We start from the raw sequence: 17,018 nt of genomic DNA, 5'->3' as shown, positions 1-17,018 counted from the left end.
CCCGCCTGTGCAACGAGAGCGGAGATCACCGATGGCACCCACCCTCACCCTCAAGCCCGGAACCGCCTGGGGCGACGCCTGGCAGCGCTGCCTCGCCGTCGCCCCGGAGGCGTTCCAGGACGACCGAGTCCTCAACCTCTGGGACGGTACCTGGCATCGCGACGGCCGGGCCCTCCCCGCCACCACCCCCGTGGACGGCACCCCGATCGCGGGCCCGCCGCGGCTCGACGCCACCACCGCCCACCAGGCCGTACGCGCCTCCCTCGACCAGCACCGCCGCTGGCGCCATATCGCACTCGCCGAGCGCCGGGCGCGGGTGTCCGCCACCCTCGACGCGCTCTGCGAGCACCGGCAGCTGCTCGCCCTCCTGCTGGTCTGGGAGATCGGCAAGCCCTGGCGGCTTGCCCAGGCCGATGTGGACCGGGCCATCGACGGCGTCCGCTGGTACGTCGACGAGATCGACCGCATGGCCGAGGGCCGCACCCCGCTGCCCGGCCCGGTCTCCAACATCGCCAGCTGGAACTACCCGATGAGCGTCCTCGCCCACGCCATGCTCGTCCAGGCGCTGGCCGGCAACGCCGTCATCGCCAAGACCCCCACCGACGGCGGGCTGGCCTGCCTCACCCTCGCCTGCGCGCTCGCCGCTCGCGAGGGCATCCCGGTCACCCTCCTCAGCGGCAGCGGCGGTGAGCTCTCCGAGGCGCTGGTCCGCTCGCCCGAGATCGGCTGTGTCTCCTTCGTCGGCGGCCGCGACACCGGCGCCGGGGTCGCCACCGCCGTCGCCGACCTCGGCAAACGCCACATCCTCGAGCAGGAGGGGCTCAACGCCTGGGGCATCTGGAACTTCACCGACTGGGACGCCCTCGCCCCACTGATCCGCAAGACCTTCGACTACGGCAAGCAGCGCTGCACCGCCTATCCGCGCTTCGTCGTCCAGCGCTCGTCCTTCGACGCCTTCCTCTCCGTCTACCTCCCGGCGGTCCGCTCCATCCGCGTGGGCCACCCCCTCGCGGTGGAGCACCCCTCCGACAACCTCCCCGATCTGGACTTCGGCCCCCTGATCAACGCCGCCAAGGCCAAGGAGCTCACCGACCAGGTGAGCGAGGCCATCGACCGCGGCGCCGTCCCCCTCCACCGCGGCGACCTCGCCGACGGCCACTTCCTCCCCGGCCAGGACCTCTCCGCCTACACCGCCCCCGTCACCCTCCTCAACCCGCCCTCGACCTCCCCGCTGCACCACGCCGAGCCCTTCGGCCCGGTCGACACCCTCGTACTGGTCGACACCGAGGCCGAACTGCTCGCCGCCATGAACGCCAGCAACGGCGCCCTCGTCGCCACCCTCTCCTGCGACGACCCCGCCACCTACGACCGGCTGGCCCCCCAGATCCGCGCCTTCAAGACCGGCCACGGCAAGCCCCGTTCCCGCGGCGACCGCGATGAGCTCTTCGGCGGCTTCGGCGCCTCCTGGCGCGGCGCCTTCGTCGGCGGCGACCTGCTGATCCGAGTCGTCACCGAGGGCCCCGCCCCCGAACGCCTCCCCGGCAACTTCCCCGACTACCACCTGATGCCCACCTGATCACCCAGCGTGCCCACCCCCACGTCCCCCCAGGTCGGCGCGGGGGTGGGCGCCCGGCATACGCAGGTGAAACGCACTCCGAAACCTTGGTATCGTGGTCCATGTCGCCGCGGCCAGCCGCGGGACACACCTGGTCCGGGTGGCGGAATGGCAGACGCGCTAGCTTGAGGTGCTAGTGCCCTTTATCGGGCGTGGGGGTTCAAGTCCCCCCTCGGACACATACTGATGGCGATACGGCGATGAGGGCCTCGACCTTACGGTCGCGGTCCTCGTTGTGTGTTCGTAGCTGATGGTGATGCCGAGGGCGTCGTAGAGCGGTCTCCTTGTCTCTTTGCGCGTCGTTGATCCATTGGGTGACGACGGTGGGGTCGGCTCCGGCTTCGAGGGCTGCTTGGTAGCGGGCGAGTCGTCGCTCGCAGTTCTTGATCGCCTGGCGTGCCTGAGTCTGCTCCGGCGTACGAGTTTCCGCGGTGCTTGCCGCGGCGCTGGCGTGGGCGAGTGCTTCGATGGTGGCGGTGAGCCGGTCGGAGGCGAAGGCCCGAGCGATCCACTGGTCCAGGGCCTTGCACACGATGTCTTCCCGCAGGTACACGGTGCGAGGGTGGGTGAGGTCGGGGTAGAGGGCCTGTTCCTGGGCGTTGAATCCGCAGCGGTAGTAGACGTGGTTGTGGATGGTCGCGGGCTGCATCTTGCGCCCTGCTGTCCGCCGGCAGATAGGGCACTCCCAGGGCGTGAGCGCCGTATCCGGCTCTATGGCGGAGTGGCGAGACGGTCGGCTGGGCGAGGAAACAGTGTGCCAAGCAGGGGCTGGCGACTATCGGTCCCGACGGGCGCAGGAGGCGGTGCGCGCGGCCGACTACGGAAGCGGACAGCGAGGGTGACGCTCGCCGCGGGCGTGGAGGCGCGGCCGATGATCACCCAGGGCTGGCAGAATACTTCGTAGCCCGATATATACTCGACGCATGACACGCCAGAACCCGTCCTTGACGGAACCGCAGTACTTCATCCTTGCTTCGCTCATGAATGGTCCGTTGCACGGTTACGGCATCATCAAGGCTGCCGAGCGGGCCACCGACGGGCGGCTCCGGATCGCTGTCGGCACTCTCTACGGCGCGCTGGAGCGGTTGGAGCGGGCCGGGCTGTTGGCCGCCGACCATGAGGAGATCGTGGACGGGCGGGCGCGGCGCTACTACCGGCTCACCGAGGGCGGCACCGAGGCGCTCGGCCGGGAGGCGCTGCGGATGCAGCAGGCGGCGGCTGTCGTCATCGGACGCTCGCGGGATGCCGGAGCGGCTCCGGCATGAACCGTTTGCTGCTTGTGGCCTATCCCAAGTCCTACCGTTCCCGGCAGGGGGAGGAGTTGCTGGCCTGCCTGGCCGAGGCGTATCCCGGCCGTTCCTGGCCCCCGCCGCGGGAAGTTGCCGCCTTGGCGTGTGCCGGGGTGCAGGCCCGCGCCCGTGCCGTCGTCGACGACGCGGCTCGTCCGTGGTGGCTGGACGGCATCCATTTGGCCGCCCTGGCCCTCGCCGCGCTGGCGCTGGTTCCGTACCTACAGGACGTGTGGCACTGGGCACTGCACATCGACCCCGGACAGCATGCCATCGCTTTCCACTTCTCCGGCTGGTATCCGTGGGCCGGAGGTCCCACGCGGATACGGCTGCTGCCCTACGGGCTGCTCCCGCTGGGTTGCCTGATCGCTCTGCTGCGTGGCAGAGCGTGGATCGCGCTGCCGGCCGCGGCAGCCATGATCTGGGCCGGCGCCACGACCCACGGCCGCACCCTCTTCGGCAGCGAGGGCAAGGCGGGCTTGAGCTACTACGGGTTGGGCGCCCCGCTGACGGCCCGTGACCTGGTGCTCTCGGGGACACTGTGCGCCGCGTGCGCCGTGCTGGCGCTCTGCCGTCCCAGCCGCCTGCGACGCCACTCCTACCGCTGGCTGGCTCCTGTCGTGCTCGCCATGTTCATGGCCGGGGGCCTGCACATCATCTCCGTCAGTCCGGCTTTCCAGCGCGGCCTGTTCGTCCTCGAAGTCACCGCGCTGCTCGGCGCGTGGGTTGCGACGGCGGCCACCGGCGACCACCGGTGGCTGATCCCCGTCGCGGCGATCGCGTTCATCCGCACGCAGGCGATCGTCGTCCAGCCGGACGCGTTCATGCAGTCCCTTCCGGACCTGGTCGTTTTCCTCCTGCTGATCGCGCCCCTCCCCGCCCTGGCGATCACCGCCCAGCGCCGACAGGGGCACGCACTCCCCGAATAGAAGCGGCCCCCCGGTGGGTCGGCCGAGCCCGGCGGCCCACGTCGTGCCACAAGACGTGCGTGACCTAACTCCCCTCAACGGAAGAAACAGAGCGATGACTCAGCACGATTCTCCGGCCCTGCCCACGCACCGTCCGGGGGCCTCAAGGCAGGGCCCCGCCGATCCCAGCCCGTCGCGTACGACACGGCCGTGGATGCCGGCTCTGCTCTACACCCTGGGGTTCCTGACGCTCTACCTGCTCGCCATCTGCACCCCGTGGGGGCAACGAGCTGAGAACGCCCTGTTTGGTCTCGGTTCAGAGGGCAGCGAAGACGCATGGATCTACCCCCTGTCAGGATCGGCCTACGGCTCGACGCCCCTGCCGCCGCTGGAATTGAGCGCCAAGCCCACCCTGATGGTGGGCCTGGCCGTCATCGTGGTCCTCACCCTGGTGCGGCGGTGCTGGTGGCCGGGGTGCGCGGCGCTCGGCGTCGTCATTCTCACGACCGGAGGCAAGGAGGTGCTCAAATCGACCCTGCCCCGCCCCGATCTGGTGGGCGCGCCCGAGAATCTCCTTGATCAGGGTTTCCCCAGCGGGCACACCGCCATCCCCGCCGCGCTGACTCTCGCCGCCGTCCTCGTGGTTTCCCCCCGCATCCGCCCCTACATCGCCACGGCCGGTGTGCTGTGGCTCGCCTGCATCGCCGCCGCCAGCGCCACCATGGGCGGCCACCGGCCCAGCGAAGTGCTGGGGGCCACACTGTTGGCCTGTGCCTGTTACGGCCTCGCAACCTGGCTGCTGCCGCCGGCCGCCGCGCCAGGTGCCACGCGAAGCCCCCGTGCGCTGCCCGTCATCACCTTGACGGTGGCATTGGCCATCGCCCTCGTTTCCGGCGCTCGGAACGACACCCTCACAAGGTCACTGGTCTCCGCGGCGACGGCCTTCATATGTGCGGCCCTGGTCTGGTACGCCGCAGTCGGGCGGCCCGCACACACCGCACGCCGCACACGCCCCGCACTGGGTTGACCAATTCGGAGCTGGCCGGCTGCCTCGCCCGGTTCGCCCACACCTGCGCGGTCGTCTCCAAGCCCTGCGTGCCGGCCGGGAGCCGTGGCCGGCTGTCGACCCCAAGGGGTACGTGGGAGATCCTGCCTACGATGGCGGCATACTGCTGAAGTCCCGCGCGCTGACGCTCCTTGAAGCGGATGACCTGCGCAAGGCTGTCCACCGCGTCTTGGACGTCTTCGCCGAGGCCGCTGAACTCGACCGTGAACTCGCCCAGCGGTGGGCCCGGTTCCATGCCGTCCAGGCTGCGTTGTCCGCCGTTCAGCCTCTTCCGACTTCCGACTTCCGACACGCGAAACGCACTCCGCTCGCCGCGGCGCGACTCACTGGGGGAGATTCGCCTGCACCGCTGCGGTGTGCGTCCCCAGTCCCAAGGCAGCGGCCAGGGCGAGGTCTCCGGGTACGTCGATGTCCAGTCGGGCGCCAGGGACCCCGGAGTGCGCGATCTCGTAGGCGCCGTTTGCCGCATGCCGTGCGCGTGAGGCGCCTTCGAAGCCGGGCAGAAGGAATGACGGGTCCTGTGCGGTCAAGATCGTGGACCCATGGCCCCTATGGTCGGCGAGGACGGCACGAGGGCGACGGCCGGCCTCGGCCAGAACACTCGCCAGTTCGCGCGGCTTCAACGCCGGGAGGTCTGCCGCGACTACAGCCACCGGGCCGGTACGGACACCGGTACCGTGGTCGGCTGCTGCTGCGGCACCCAGGCGAGCGGCGGCGTTGAGACCGCCGACCGAGGCTTCGTGGATCCCTTCGGCACCGGCCCCGGCGGCGAGGGCGTGGGCCTCCGGATCAGCGGTCACGACGATCAGTCTGCACACCTCCGGGGTGTGGAGAATGGCGTCCATCGTGTCCAGGAAGACGGCCCGGGCGATGTCCCGCCTGGCGGCACCCGCCCACGACCCGAGACGGCTCTTGCCCAGGGCGAACGGCTTGACCGGCAACAGCACGGTCCAGCGGCTGCCTGGTGAGCCGGACATCATCACGCGTCCAGGACCGGGAGCAGCTCCGGGAGGTGCCCGTCGGAGGCATCGGCGGCCCGCCTGCGCTCCTCCGGGACCTCCCCGTACAGCGTGGTCCGCGGCCTGGCCGGGCGCCCCGCCGCCTCCGCCACCGAGACCAGGTCCCGGACCGACTTGTAGGAGCCGTAGGAGGACCCCGCCATCCGGGAGATGGTCTCCTCCATCAGGGTGCCGCCCAGGTCGTTGGCGCCGGACCGGAGCATATCGGCTGCGCCCTCTGCGCCCAGTTTGACCCAGCTCGTCTGGATGTTGGGGATGTGAGGGTGGAGCAGCAGCCGGGCCATGGCGGTCACCGCGCGGTTGTCGCGGACGGTGGGGCCGGGGCGGGAGATGCCGGCCAGGTAGACGGGGGCGTTGGTGTGGACGAAGGGGAGGGTGACGAACTCGGTGAAGCCGCCGGTCCGTTCCTGGAGGCGGGCCAGGGTGCGCAGGTGGCCGAGCCAGTGGCGGGGCTGGTCGACGTGGCCGTACATCATCGTGGACGAGGAGCGGATGCCCACTTCGTGGGCGGTGGTGATGACCTCGATCCAGGTGGCGGCGGGCAGTTTGCCCTTGGTGAGGACCCAGCGGACCTCGTCGTCGAGGATCTCGGCGGCCGTGCCGGGGACGGAGTCCAGGCCGGCCTCCTTCGCGGCGGTCAGCCACTCCCGGATCGACAGGCCGGTGCGGGTGGCGCCGTTGACGACCTCCATCGGTGAGAAGGCGTGCACGTGCATCCCGGGCACCCGGCTCTTCACCGCCCGGGCGATGTCGAAGTACGCGGTGCCCGGTAGGTCCGGGTGGATGCCGCCCTGCATGCACACCTCGACCGCGCCGACCTCCCATGCCTGCTGGGCGCGGTCGGCGACCTGGTCCAGGGAGAGGGTGTAGGCATCGGCGTCGGTGCGGCGCTGGGCGAAGGCGCAGAAGCGGCAGCCGGTGTAGCAGACGTTGGTGAAGTTGATGTTGCGGGTGACGATGTACGTGACGTCGTCGCCGACTGCTGAGCTGCGTACGTCGTCGGCGATCCGGCACAGCGCGTCCAGAGCGAGCCCGTCGGCGTGCAGCAGGGCCAGCGCCTCGGCGTCGGTGAGCCGGGTCGGGTCGTCGGCGGCGGTGGCCAGCGCCTGGCGGACGTCGGTGTCGATGCGCTGGGGGACCATCCCGGGGGCGGCGGCCTCGCGCAGGGCGCCCCAGTCGCCGTACACCTCGTCGAAGTCGTCGCGGCGGTCGCCGGTGCGGCCCTCGGTGTCGATGGTGCGGTGCAGGTCGGTGCGGCCGGAGGCGGTGAACGCCTCATCGGGCTCCTGCCAGGGCCGCCCCTCCACCACCGCGGCCTCGCGGACGAGTCCGGTCTCCGGGTCGGCGAGGGCGGTGACGTGCGGGAGCAGGCGCGGGTCCAGCCAGGGCTCGCCGCGCCGGACGAACTCCGGGTAGACGCAGAGACGTTCCCGCAACTCGAAGCCGGCCGCGAGGGAACGCCGGGCTAGTTCCTCGATCTTCGGCCAGGGGCGTTCGGGGTTGACGTGGTCGATGGTGAGCGGGGAGACGCCGCCCCAGTCGTCGATGCCGGCACCGATCAGCCGCTCGTACTCGTCGTCCACCAGGTTGGGCGGCGCCTGGAGGCAGGCGGCGGGGCCCATGATGTGCCGGGCGACGGCCACCGTGGCGACCAGCTCGTCCAGTTCCGCGTCGGGCATGCCGCGCATCGCGGTGTCCGGCTTGGCGCGGAAGTTCTGGATGATCAGTTCCTGGACGCCGTGGTAGGCGCGGGCGACCCGGCGCAGTGCGAACAGCGACTCGGCGCGCTCCTCGTACGTCTCGCCGATGCCGATGAGGATGCCCGAGGTGAACGGCACCGAGGAGCGGCCGGCGTCCTCCAGGACCCGCAGCCGTACCGCCGGTTCCTTGTCCGGGGAGCCGTGGTGCGGGCCGCCGGGCTCCGACCACAGCCGGGTCGCCGTCGTCTCCAGCATCATGCCCATTGATGGCGCGACCGGCTTCAGGCGCTTGAAGTCGGTCCAGGTCAGCACGCCGGGGTTGAGGTGCGGCAGCAGGCCGGTCTCCTCCAGGACACGGACGGAGATCGCCCGTACGTAGGCGAGGGCGTCGTCGTAGCCGTGCGCGTCGAGCCACTCACGGGCCTCGGGCCAGCGGTCCTCCGGCTTGTCGCCGAGGGTGATGAGGGCTTCCTTGCAGCCCAGCGCGGCGCCCTTGCGGGCGATGTCCAGGACCTCGTCCGGGGAGAGGAACATGCCGTGGTCGGCCCGGCGCAGCTTGCCGGGGATGGTGACGAAGGTGCAGTAGTGGCAGGTGTCGCGGCAGAGGCGGGTGAGAGGGATGAAGACGCTCTTGGAGTACGTGATCACGCCGGGGCGGCCGGCCGCTTCGAGACCCGCGTCGCGTACCCGGGCGGCGGAGGCGGCGAGGTCGACCAGGTTCTCGTCGCGCGCTTGGAGCAGCACGGCCGCCTCGGCGACGTCGAGGGCCACTCCGTCCCTGGCTCTTTTCAGCGCCCGGCGCAGGGAGTTCGCAGTAGGGGCCACGGTCGGTTCTCCAGATCTCGTACGTGTCCGCGGGGCGAGCGGTTCCGCCTCGCGGGGGTTTTCCTGGTGGTGGGGCGGATCAGACCAGTGCCCGGACCGGCTTGTGGCCGGCGGACGACGCGGACGAGTCGTCCTTCTCGGCCTTGCGCTCGCCTTGCGCTCGGCGGGTCCAGGGGCCGTGATGCGGCTCGGTGCCCCTGGCCCAGGGTGGGGTGGTGCTTGACCGGCCAGGCGGAGTTCGCAGTTGGTCCCACCGGCTGCCGTTGTGCGGTTGAGGCCGGTGGGAACCGGGAGTTCGTTCACCGGGGGAGGGGTTGTCCTCTGGTCTCCGGCCCGACGAACCAGACGGTGGCGATGGCGATGACGTACATCACCACTCCGACGATGGTGGCCGCGGTGGTGATCCCACCGAGCAGGCTGATGAGCATTCCGGTGCCGAGGGTGACCAGCGCGCCGGCGATGCGCGCGGAGTTGAACACCGCGGAGATCGCTGTGGCGCGACCCGAGGTGGGGAACAGCTCGGGCATGTAGATGGGCATCCAGGCGAACTGGCCCAGGATGAAGAACCCGGCCACGGCTGCCACGGCCAGTGCCGCCTGCGGGGTGTGGACGGCGAAGAAGAAGACCGGGACGACGGCCGCGGATACGGAGTAGTAGAGGAGCATGGTGGGTTTTCGGCCCCAGCGGTCGGCCAGGTAACCGAGCAGGAGGTAGCCGGGTACGGAGGCGCCGTTGAACACCAGGCCGGCGTTGGCACCCCATCGGGTGCCCGTCTCGCCGGTGTCCTTGGCGAGTTGGGCGGTGTATGCGGGGATCCAGGCCGACACGGCGTACAGGCCGATGACCGACACGACAGTCAGCACGAGCAGCCGCAGCCCGCGACGGCGTAGGTGGGCGTGGCTGAAGACGGCGGTGAAGGGGGAGCGCAGGAGTTCCCTGTCTGCGGCTGCGACGGTGTTGCCGGCGTCGTGGGCGGCTTTGGCCTTGCGCCGCCGGTCGCGGACCGAGGTCCACATCTCCGGGTCGCGGACGGCCCGCCGTACGTAGAGGACGATGAGTGCCGGGAGCGTGCCGATCAGGAAGAGGTAGCGCCAGGCGTTGTCGCCCACGGGCTCCAGCAGGTACCAGGCCAGCGCGGCGATGACCGCGCCGACGCCGAAGCCCGACTGAAGTACTGCGGCGGCTCGTCCTCGTGAGCGGTTCGGCCAGAGTTCGCCGATCAGGGCGGTGGCGCTGCCCCACTCCGCTCCCAGTCCCATGCCGGTGATGAAGCGCAGGGCGAGCAGCCACCAGTAGTCGGGTGCGAGTGCGGTCAGACCGGTGAAGAGGGCGTACCAGAGGATGGAGAGGATGAGGGTGCGGCGTCGGCCGAGTCGGTCGGCCGCGAAGCCGGCGAGGATCCCGCCGAGCGCCCAGCCGGCGAGGGTGGCCGCAAGCAGGCCGCTGACGTAGGTGGGAAGGTCTGCCAGCTGTGCTTCGGTGCCCACCGCCACGACGGCCGTGGGGCCGACGAGGACGAGGGCGTAGGTCTCGAACCCGTCGAAGGTCCATCCCAGCCAGGACGCGAACAGCGCACGGCGGCTGCTTTTGTCGATGTGGCGCACGGCTGGGGACGGGCCGAGAGTTCTGGGGGGCGACACGTCGTTTTGCAGGTCGGACATGGTGCTCTCCTTTGAGCGGTCGCGCGACGTCGCGTGAGCGGTCGCGCGACGTCGCGACATGCCCGTTGTCAGCCGGTGACGTTGACCGGCCTGAGGACGGAGACCTCGACCGGTTTGGCGAGGAGGTCGGACAGCTGGGCGCGGTACGCCTTGTAGTGGGCCGTCGTGCGGTGCGCCTCCAGGGCTGCGGTGTCCTGGTAGCGCTCCAGGAGGACGAAGTCCGGGGCTTCCGTCTCGGTGGTGTAGAGGCCGTAGGAGCGGCATCCCGGCTCGGAGCGGGTCGGGGCGATCATTCCTTCGAGCAGGGCCTTGAGCTGCGGAGCGCGGTCTGAGGCCGGGGTGAAGCGGGCGATCACGGTCACGTGGTTCTGGTCTGGCACGGGGACTCCTTTGATTCCCGGCGGGGCTACTTGCGCCCACCGGATGTAAGACGTTATAAAACGTCTCATGACATGCGTCAAGGGTTTGGTGACCCCGCCGGCCGTGACATCCGAAGGGGGTGTTGCACGTCCGGGCCTGCTGCCGGGTTCAATACGACTTATGACATCTGACATGGGTAACGAGCCTCGCTTCGACCTGTCGGCCGCCGGATTCCGGATCGAGCGGGGCCGGACATCGGCGACGACGCAGCTGGCGGAGCAGATCAAGGCACTGATCCTCAAGCAGCAGCTGCCGCCGGGGACGCGCCTGCCCACGGAACGGGAGCTGATGGCTGAGACCGGTCTGAGCCGCATCACGGTCCGTGCCGCCGTGGGTGCACTGGAGTCGCAGGGCTGGGTGGTACGCAAGCAAGGACTGGGCACCTTCGTCTCCGAACCGGTGGACCAGGAGCTGTCCTCCGGCGTGCGCACCATCACCGAGGTCCTGCTCGAACAGGGCGTCACACCGCACATCGACGTCCTGAGCTTCGGGACCGAACCTGCTCCGCCCCACGTCGCGCAGGTCCTCGGGGAGTCCGAGGTACTGACGATCCGGCGCCGGTACGGGGATGGGGAGAAGCCGGTCGCGCTCGTCACGATCCACCTCCCGACGCGGGTGCTGGAGGCGGCCGGGCCGCTGCGCTCCGGCGAACCCGCCACCGAGACCACGTACACGATGTGGGAGCAGCGCCTGGGCGTGCGGATCGCGCAGGCCCAGCACCAGATCCACGCGGCCGCAGCTTCTCCGGACGTCGCCGCGGCGCTGGAGATCGACGAGTCCGCGCCCGTGCTCGTCCTGGAGCGGGTCAGCTACGGCCACGACGACCGCCCGCTGGAAGTCGTGGTCTTCCACTACCGCCCGGAACGCTACGGATTCACCGTCACGCTTCCCCGCGCCGTCTCGGGCGCCCCGGTCGGCATGACCGACATGACAGAAAGGCGACGTCCATGATCAACGATGATCTCTCCGGCGCAGGCCCCGCCCAGGAGGCCGGGCCCCATGTCGGGCTGATCCTGGCCCTGACCATCCGCGGCCTCGCCGTGGGCAACTATCCCGACATGGTCCGCGCCGCGCAGGCGGCCGAGTCCTACGGATTCGACTCCGTGTGGCTGTGCGACCACTTCCTGACCCTCAGCCCTGACGACTACGTCCGGGACGCGGGCATCACCGCCGGACCCGAGAGCGACGGCGATGCCCAGCGGAGCCGCTCGTCGTCGGTCCCGCTGCTCGAATGCTGGACCGCGCTGTCGGCCCTGTCCCGCGACACCACCACCGTGCGCCTGGGCACCAGTGTGCTGTGCAACTCCTACCGCTACCCCGCCGTGCTCGCCAAGATGGCCGCCACCCTCGATGTCATCTCCGGCGGCCGGCTGGACCTGGGCATGGGAGCGGGCTGGTTCCAGCAGGAGTACGAGGCATACGGCATCCCCTTCCCCCCGACCGGGGACCGGGTCACCGCGCTCGGCGAGTCACTCCAGGTGATGCGCCAGGTGTGGACACAACCGCACCCCGCCTTCCACGGCGACTTCTACAGCATCGACGGCGCGGTCTGCGACCCACCCCCGCTCCAGCAGCCCCATCCGCCCCTGTGGGTGGGCGGCGAGGGATTGCGCGTCCACCGCATCGCCGCACGGCACGCCAACGGCGTCAACGTCCGCTGGTGGCCCGCCGAGAAGTGCGCGGAGCGCCGCGCGTTCCTGGACCGTGAGTGCGAGGCGATCGGCCGCGACCCGGCGACCCTGCGCCTGTCGATCACCACCCTGCTCGCACCGACCGACTCCTCGGCACAGCAGGACGAGCTGCGTACCCGCTTCCAGTCGATTCCCGACACCGGACTGATCACCGGGACGCCGGAAGCCTGTGTCGAGCGCATCCGCGCCTACCAGGATGCCGGCATCGACCACTTCCTGTTCGCCATCCCGGACGTCGCGGACTCGGCCTATCTCGACGTCGTCGGGGAGCAGATCCTGCCCCACATCAAGCCCGCACGGCACACGCAACCCACCTGACCCAGCTGCGCGACCACGACGCCAACGACTCAACGAAGGGCTACTTCGTGACCTCCGAGACGACCGCACACAACGAGCTCACCACCATCGACGAGGCGTACCTGGGGCCGACCGCCTACATCGATTCCGACCACCCGCTCGTGGTATCCACCGCACGAGAGCTGACGGACGGTGCCACCACCGACAGCGAACGACTGGGCCGCATCTACCACTACGTCCGCGACCTGCCCTACGACATCCTCGCCTCGTTCCGCTATCTCGCCGAGGGCGAATCGGCGGCGAGCGACGTCCTCGCCCACGGCGTCGCCTTCTGCATGGGCAAGGCGAGTTCTTTCGTCGCCCTGTCCAGGGCCGCCCGCATCCCTGCCCGCATCGCGTTCCAGGCGCTCCACGCCCCGAAGATGGAATTCCTCTCACCGGAGGTCCGCACCCTGTGGGGAGGGCCGGTCGGACGGCCACTGCCGTGGCACTCGCTCGGCGAAGCCTTCCTCGACGGCCGGTGGATCAAGCTGGACGCGACCATCGACGCGCCCACCGCGACCCGTCTGGGCAAGCCCTACACCGTCACCTACGACGGCGTCACGGACATCCCGACCGTCGAGGGGCCCGTGCTGCGGGAGAACGGCAGCTACGCCGACTATCCCGCCGAAGTGGCGCGATGGTACGAGCAGGTCGCCGGCGAAGTCCTCGAAGCGCTTGCCTCGCCCGCCGCGCACGAGCGGGTCGCCGGCGACGACGTGCTGTGGAGCGGCCCCGATCCGGAGCTGGTCGGCCGCACTTCCGTCGCCTGATCCGGCCACGCGAGGAGCGCCCCGAGACACCGACCGGCGGACATGCCCGCCCTTCGCGGAACATCACGTCAACCCCCAAGGAGTGAGGCCACCATGGCCGTTCACCAGATCAACTCCGTCAACCCGGCCACCGAGGAAGTCATCGCCCAGTTCACCCCCCACTCGCCGACAGCTGTCGACGCGGCAGTCGAGCGGGCATCCCTCGCCGCCAGGAGGTGGCGGACGATACCCGTACCGGCACGGGCCGAGCACCTCGAGCGGGCCGCCGCGCTACTGCGCGCCGAACGGGACCAACTCGCCGCACTCATCACCGAGGAGATGGGCAAGCCCATCGCCGAAGCGGAAGCCGAGGTCGACAAGTCCGCCTGGTGCTGCGAGTACTACGCGACGCAGGGACCGGAACTACTGATGCACCAGCCCGTGGCAACCGGGGCCGCCCGCAGCCACGTCGCCTTCGACCCGCTGGGCCTCGTCCTGGCAGTCATGCCCTGGAACTATCCGCTCTGGCAGGTGTTCCGCTTCGCGCCGCCCGCGCTGCTGGCCGGCAACGGGATCGTGCTCAAGCATGCCTCGAACGTCCCGCGCTGCGCCCTGGCGATCGCGGACATCTGGAACCGGGCCGGCTGCCCGGACGGGCTGTTCACCACACTGCTCGTCGGCCCTGACGCGGTGCCGGACCTCATCGCCGACCCGCGCATCCACGCCCTGACCCTCACCGGCTCGACCGAAGTAGGCTCCACCGTCGCCGCGATGGCCGCCCGACACCTCAAGCCTCAGGTCCTCGAACTCGGCGGCTCCGACCCCTTCATCGTCCTCGCGGACGCGGACATCCCGGCCGCCGCGGCGGCAGCGGTCAGCGCACGCATGCTCAACACCGGGCAGAGCTGCATCTCCGCCAAGAGGTTCATCGTCGAGGAAGCAGTCGCCGAGGAGTTCACCGACGCCTTCGCTGCCGGTGTCGCCGCACTGACCGTGGGCGACCCCTTCCGCCGCGATGTGCGGATCGGCCCTCTCGCCCGGTCCGCTCTCCGCGACGACCTCGTTGACCAGGTCCAGCGCAGTACCGCAGCGGGCGCCCGTATCGTCACCGGCGGCACGGTCCTCGACGGCCCTGGTTACTTCTACGTGCCCGCTGTCCTGGACCAGGTCACCCCGACGATGGCTGTCGCAGCGGAAGAGACGTTCGGGCCGGTGGCCGCCGTCGTCTCCGCGAAGGATCCGGCCCAGGCCGTCGACATCGCCAACGCCACCGAATTCGGTCTCGGCGCCGCGCTCTGGACAACCGACCTCGAGCGCGCCGATCGCCTGATTCCCGGTATCGAGGCCGGCGCGGTGTTCGTCAACGGGATCGTCGCCTCCGATCCGCGGCTGCCGTTCGGCGGCATCAAGCGCAGCGGCTACGGACGCGAGCTGGGCGCCTTCGGACTCCGTCAGTTCACCAACGTCAAGAGCGTGTGGATCGGCCCCGCACACAACGCACAGAGCCACCCCCTCAGCGAATGACCAGCATTCTCTTCTCCCGAACCAGCCGACCGAAGGCGATCACCCATGACAGTCACTCAGCCGGACTCGCTCCCCGCCACAACAACGCACCACGAGAACACCGTCGCCATCGTCGGCGGCACCGGCGCCCTCGGTCTTGGGCTCGCCACCCGGTGGGCCCACAGCGGCGTCAACGTCCGCATCGGATCCCGGCGTGCAGAAGCGGCTCAGGGCTGCGCCGACAAACTCCCCGGAGCGGTCGGCGGGGACAACACCACAATGATCGAAGGCGCGGCGGCGGTGGTCGTCGCCGTGCCCTTCAGCGCACACGTCGAGACGATGCGCTCCATTGCGAAAGCCATCCAGCCCGGACAACTGGTCATCGACACGACCGCACCTCTTCTGCCCGTCGGCCCCCGCGGCCTGCGTCCCATCGTCCCCTGGGCCGGTTCCGCCGCCGAACAGGCCCAGGCCCTGCTGCCGGACGGCACAAGCATAGTCTCGGCTCTGCAGACGGTCAGCGCCGCCACCTTGCAGGACATCGAGCTCCGGCTGGACGAGGACGTATTGCTCTGCGGTGACCACACGGCCGACAAGACCCTGGCCGCGGACCTCATCAACCGCATCCCCGGGCTGCGCACCGTCGACTGCGGCCTGCTGGACATGAGCGGTGTCTGCGAGCGGATCACCGCCCTGCTGATCGGGATCAACAGGCGTTACAAGACCCACGCCGGCATTCGGCTCACAGGTCTCCCCGAACCTCTCGCCCGGCCAGGATTCGGCCGCTCCGCGTAACTCGGCCGTAGACCCGCACTTCTTCAGGTGTCCACGAGGCGCTGCGCGGTCGCCGACGCCGACAACGGACGCTGTGTCTCGTTTCTCCGTCAAGGCCACCGTGAGCCGTTTCAGGGCTCCCATCTGCGTGCTGCGAACATCCGGGACCAGTCACCTGACGCATATAGGGGCGCAGCGGTCGGCTGCCATACGCTGCGGCCGTACGGCGCGTGACAGCCAGCGCGGTTCACCGCCCGGTGCGTCGGACACGCCGGCGGTGTCGGCGGGGGGAGGGCGTCTGTTAGGGGGTGAGGAACATCCATGTCAGATCGTGCGCTAAGCCCCCGTCGGCCCTGGTGGGCGGCCGCCGGGGTGTCGGCGGCTGGACCGGTCCGAAGCCTTCCCACGGATAACACCCCAACATCTGCGGTGACTTGATCCGTCACCTGCGGTGACGTTCCATGGCCGCCACGCGAAGCGGCCCTGTCTGCGGCAAGGGGAAACCGTGTCCACCGTCGTGCAGCTGCCGGCCGGGAAGGCGTTGACCGTCCGGGCGGCGGCGGACGTGTTCCTTGACCCGCTCGGCAATCCGAACACGGTCCGCAACTACGGGATCGGGGTGGGCAAGACCGCCGAACAGCTCGGCGAGACTCGGCCTCTGGCCTCGGTCGCGGACGACGAGCTCGGAGAGGTCCTCGAACTGCTCTGGGGAACTGTGGCGGTCAACACCTGGAACGCTCGCCGGGCTGGAGTGCAGTCCTGGCTCGGCTGGTGTGCCGAACGTGCCTATGAGAGGCCGACGGTCCCGGCTTGGGCGAAGCGGCTGGCGGTGCCGGACTCCGAGCCCGCGGCCCGCTCGAAGATGGCCATTGACCGGCTGATCGCCCGGCGCGAGGTGCATCTGCGGGAGCGGGCCGCTCGGGATCCGCCCCACTCCGGGCTCCTGCTGGGCCGAACAGGGCAAGCCCGACCGGCTGTCGGCGACTTACCGCCGCACCCACGGCGTCACCTACTTCCATGGCTGCTACTCCGTCGGCGATGACCTGTTGTGGGGCGTCAACCGCCGCCGCAAAGGCACCGCCAACAGCCTGGACGCGCTGAAGTCAATCCGCGCGGCCCGGCTCGACGGCGCCCCGATCTACATCATTCTGGACAACCTCTCCGCCCACACCGGCGCGGACATCCGCCGCTGGGCGAAGAAGAACAAGGTCGAGCTGTGCTTCACCCCGACCTACGCCTCCTGGGCCAACCCGATCGAGGCACACTTCGGCCCACTGCGGCAGCTCACCCTGACCAACTCGAACCACCGCAGCCAGCCCACGCAGATCCGAGCCCCGCACCGCTACCTGCGCTGGCGCAACGCCAACGCCCACCACCCCGAGGTACTCGCCGCCCAGCGCAAGGAACGCGCCCGCATCCGCAGCGACAAGGGCGGTGTTCAGGAACCAGCCGACACGGC

The 17,018-nt window shown here is 70.1% G+C and carries 14 protein-coding genes, 1 tRNA gene and 3 pseudogenes; 13 read left to right on the top strand and 5 right to left on the bottom strand.

Annotation, left to right across the window (positions count from 1 at the left end):
- Positions 1 to 31: 31 nt before the first annotated feature.
- Both AB0E24_RS10260 and AB0E24_RS10255 read left to right on the top strand, forming a co-directional pair.
- Positions 32 to 1,576 (top strand): aldehyde dehydrogenase family protein, encoded by a 1,545-nt coding sequence (locus AB0E24_RS10260; protein WP_359375984.1) that lies wholly within the window; start codon positions 32 to 34, stop codon positions 1,574 to 1,576.
- A gap of 133 nt (positions 1,577 to 1,709) precedes the next feature.
- Positions 1,710 to 1,794 (top strand) — tRNA-Leu (locus tag AB0E24_RS10255).
- Here AB0E24_RS10255 and AB0E24_RS10250 read toward each other — a convergent pair.
- A complete protein-coding gene (locus AB0E24_RS10250; RefSeq protein WP_359375982.1) occupies positions 1,776 to 2,264 on the bottom strand; it encodes a hypothetical protein in 489 nt (162 codons plus the stop codon). The two genes, AB0E24_RS10255 and AB0E24_RS10250, sit on opposite strands and share 19 nt — an antisense overlap.
- Before the next feature lie 274 nt (positions 2,265 to 2,538).
- Here AB0E24_RS10250 and AB0E24_RS10245 point away from each other — a divergent pair, with 274 nt between their 5' ends.
- From AB0E24_RS10245 to AB0E24_RS10230, 4 genes and pseudogenes are all read left to right on the top strand, one after another.
- Entirely contained in the window at positions 2,539 to 2,880 is a 342-nt protein-coding gene (locus AB0E24_RS10245; RefSeq protein WP_079259496.1) for a PadR family transcriptional regulator, read from the top strand.
- Positions 2,877 to 3,833 (top strand): hypothetical protein, encoded by a 957-nt coding sequence (locus AB0E24_RS10240; protein WP_359375979.1) that lies wholly within the window; start codon positions 2,877 to 2,879, stop codon positions 3,831 to 3,833. The genes AB0E24_RS10245 and AB0E24_RS10240 overlap by 4 nt, the downstream gene beginning before the upstream one ends.
- A gap of 94 nt (positions 3,834 to 3,927) precedes the next feature.
- Positions 3,928 to 4,839: a phosphatase PAP2 family protein gene (locus tag AB0E24_RS10235; protein WP_069872600.1), complete on the top strand. Its 912-nt coding sequence runs from the start codon at positions 3,928 to 3,930 to the stop codon at positions 4,837 to 4,839.
- Positions 4,840 to 4,903: 64 nt separating this feature from the next.
- Positions 4,904 to 5,128: pseudogene (locus tag AB0E24_RS10230) on the top strand (aminoglycoside phosphotransferase family protein); the annotation flags it as partial.
- Positions 5,129 to 5,201: 73 nt separating this feature from the next.
- Here AB0E24_RS10230 and cofC read toward each other — a convergent pair.
- From cofC to AB0E24_RS10210, 4 genes are all read right to left on the bottom strand, one after another.
- Complete coding sequence (gene cofC / locus AB0E24_RS10225; RefSeq protein ID WP_359375977.1) at positions 5,202 to 5,855, bottom strand: 2-phospho-L-lactate guanylyltransferase; 654 nt, start codon at positions 5,853 to 5,855, stop codon at positions 5,202 to 5,204.
- A gap of 2 nt (positions 5,856 to 5,857) precedes the next feature.
- Entirely contained in the window at positions 5,858 to 8,422 is a 2,565-nt protein-coding gene (locus AB0E24_RS10220) for a bifunctional FO biosynthesis protein CofGH (RefSeq protein ID WP_359375975.1), read from the bottom strand.
- Positions 8,423 to 8,721: 299 nt separating this feature from the next.
- Positions 8,722 to 10,083 (bottom strand): MFS transporter, encoded by a 1,362-nt coding sequence (locus AB0E24_RS10215; protein ID WP_147965942.1) that lies wholly within the window; start codon positions 10,081 to 10,083, stop codon positions 8,722 to 8,724.
- A gap of 68 nt (positions 10,084 to 10,151) precedes the next feature.
- Complete coding sequence (locus tag AB0E24_RS10210) at positions 10,152 to 10,463, bottom strand: putative quinol monooxygenase (RefSeq protein WP_351371546.1); 312 nt, start codon at positions 10,461 to 10,463, stop codon at positions 10,152 to 10,154.
- Positions 10,464 to 10,635: 172 nt separating this feature from the next.
- On the opposite strand from AB0E24_RS10210, the gene AB0E24_RS10205 reads away from it, so the two are divergent.
- The 7 genes and pseudogenes from AB0E24_RS10205 to AB0E24_RS10175 all read left to right on the top strand — a co-directional run.
- A complete protein-coding gene (locus tag AB0E24_RS10205) occupies positions 10,636 to 11,454 on the top strand; it encodes an Rv0792c family HTH-type transcriptional regulator (RefSeq protein WP_087684320.1) in 819 nt (272 codons plus the stop codon).
- Positions 11,451 to 12,512 (top strand): TIGR03619 family F420-dependent LLM class oxidoreductase, encoded by a 1,062-nt coding sequence (locus AB0E24_RS10200; RefSeq protein WP_359375972.1) that lies wholly within the window; start codon positions 11,451 to 11,453, stop codon positions 12,510 to 12,512. Before AB0E24_RS10205 ends, AB0E24_RS10200 begins: the two co-directional genes overlap by 4 nt.
- 47 nt (positions 12,513 to 12,559) lie before the next feature.
- A complete protein-coding gene (locus tag AB0E24_RS10195; RefSeq protein ID WP_069872647.1) occupies positions 12,560 to 13,303 on the top strand; it encodes a transglutaminase-like domain-containing protein in 744 nt (247 codons plus the stop codon).
- Between the two features lie 93 nt (positions 13,304 to 13,396).
- Positions 13,397 to 14,806, top strand: a complete 1,410-nt coding sequence (locus AB0E24_RS10190; RefSeq protein ID WP_359375969.1) for an NAD-dependent succinate-semialdehyde dehydrogenase — start codon at positions 13,397 to 13,399, stop codon at positions 14,804 to 14,806.
- Between the two features lie 45 nt (positions 14,807 to 14,851).
- Complete coding sequence (npdG, locus tag AB0E24_RS10185) at positions 14,852 to 15,580, top strand: NADPH-dependent F420 reductase (protein WP_069872586.1); 729 nt, start codon at positions 14,852 to 14,854, stop codon at positions 15,578 to 15,580.
- A 484-nt stretch (positions 15,581 to 16,064) separates the two neighbouring features.
- Positions 16,065 to 16,472 (top strand): annotated as a pseudogene (locus AB0E24_RS10180) (site-specific integrase); the annotation flags it as partial.
- Positions 16,471 to 16,992, top strand: a pseudogene (locus AB0E24_RS10175) (transposase); the annotation flags it as partial. The pseudogenes AB0E24_RS10180 and AB0E24_RS10175, both read left to right, overlap by 2 nt.
- Between the last annotated feature and the right edge of the window lie 26 nt (positions 16,993 to 17,018).

Source organism: Streptomyces malaysiensis subsp. malaysiensis, from assembly GCF_040653035.1.
GTDB classification, from domain to species: Bacteria; Actinomycetota; Actinomycetes; order Streptomycetales; family Streptomycetaceae; genus Streptomyces; species Streptomyces malaysiensis.
Note: the sequence above shows the minus strand (reverse complement) of the source record. Positions and strands in the feature narration are given on the sequence as shown.

Bases quoted from the DNA above. Each gene is read 5' to 3' on its own strand.
- AB0E24_RS10260 (WP_359375984.1), top strand. From the start codon at position 32: ATGGCACCCACCCTCACCCTCAAGCCCGGAACCGCCTGGGGCGACGCC.
- AB0E24_RS10250 (WP_359375982.1), bottom strand. From the start codon at position 2,264: ATGCAGCCCGCGACCATCCACAACCACGTCTACTACCGCTGCGGATTC.
- AB0E24_RS10245 (WP_079259496.1), top strand. From the start codon at position 2,539: ATGACACGCCAGAACCCGTCCTTGACGGAACCGCAGTACTTCATCCTT.
- AB0E24_RS10240 (WP_359375979.1), top strand. From the start codon at position 2,877: ATGAACCGTTTGCTGCTTGTGGCCTATCCCAAGTCCTACCGTTCCCGG.
- AB0E24_RS10235 (WP_069872600.1), top strand. From the start codon at position 3,928: ATGACTCAGCACGATTCTCCGGCCCTGCCCACGCACCGTCCGGGGGCC.
- cofC (WP_359375977.1), bottom strand. From the start codon at position 5,855: ATGTCCGGCTCACCAGGCAGCCGCTGGACCGTGCTGTTGCCGGTCAAG.
- AB0E24_RS10215 (WP_147965942.1), bottom strand. From the start codon at position 10,083: ATGTCCGACCTGCAAAACGACGTGTCGCCCCCCAGAACTCTCGGCCCG.
- AB0E24_RS10205 (WP_087684320.1), top strand. From the start codon at position 10,636: ATGGGTAACGAGCCTCGCTTCGACCTGTCGGCCGCCGGATTCCGGATC.
- AB0E24_RS10200 (WP_359375972.1), top strand. From the start codon at position 11,451: ATGATCAACGATGATCTCTCCGGCGCAGGCCCCGCCCAGGAGGCCGGG.
- AB0E24_RS10190 (WP_359375969.1), top strand. From the start codon at position 13,397: ATGGCCGTTCACCAGATCAACTCCGTCAACCCGGCCACCGAGGAAGTC.
- npdG (WP_069872586.1), top strand. From the start codon at position 14,852: ATGACAGTCACTCAGCCGGACTCGCTCCCCGCCACAACAACGCACCAC.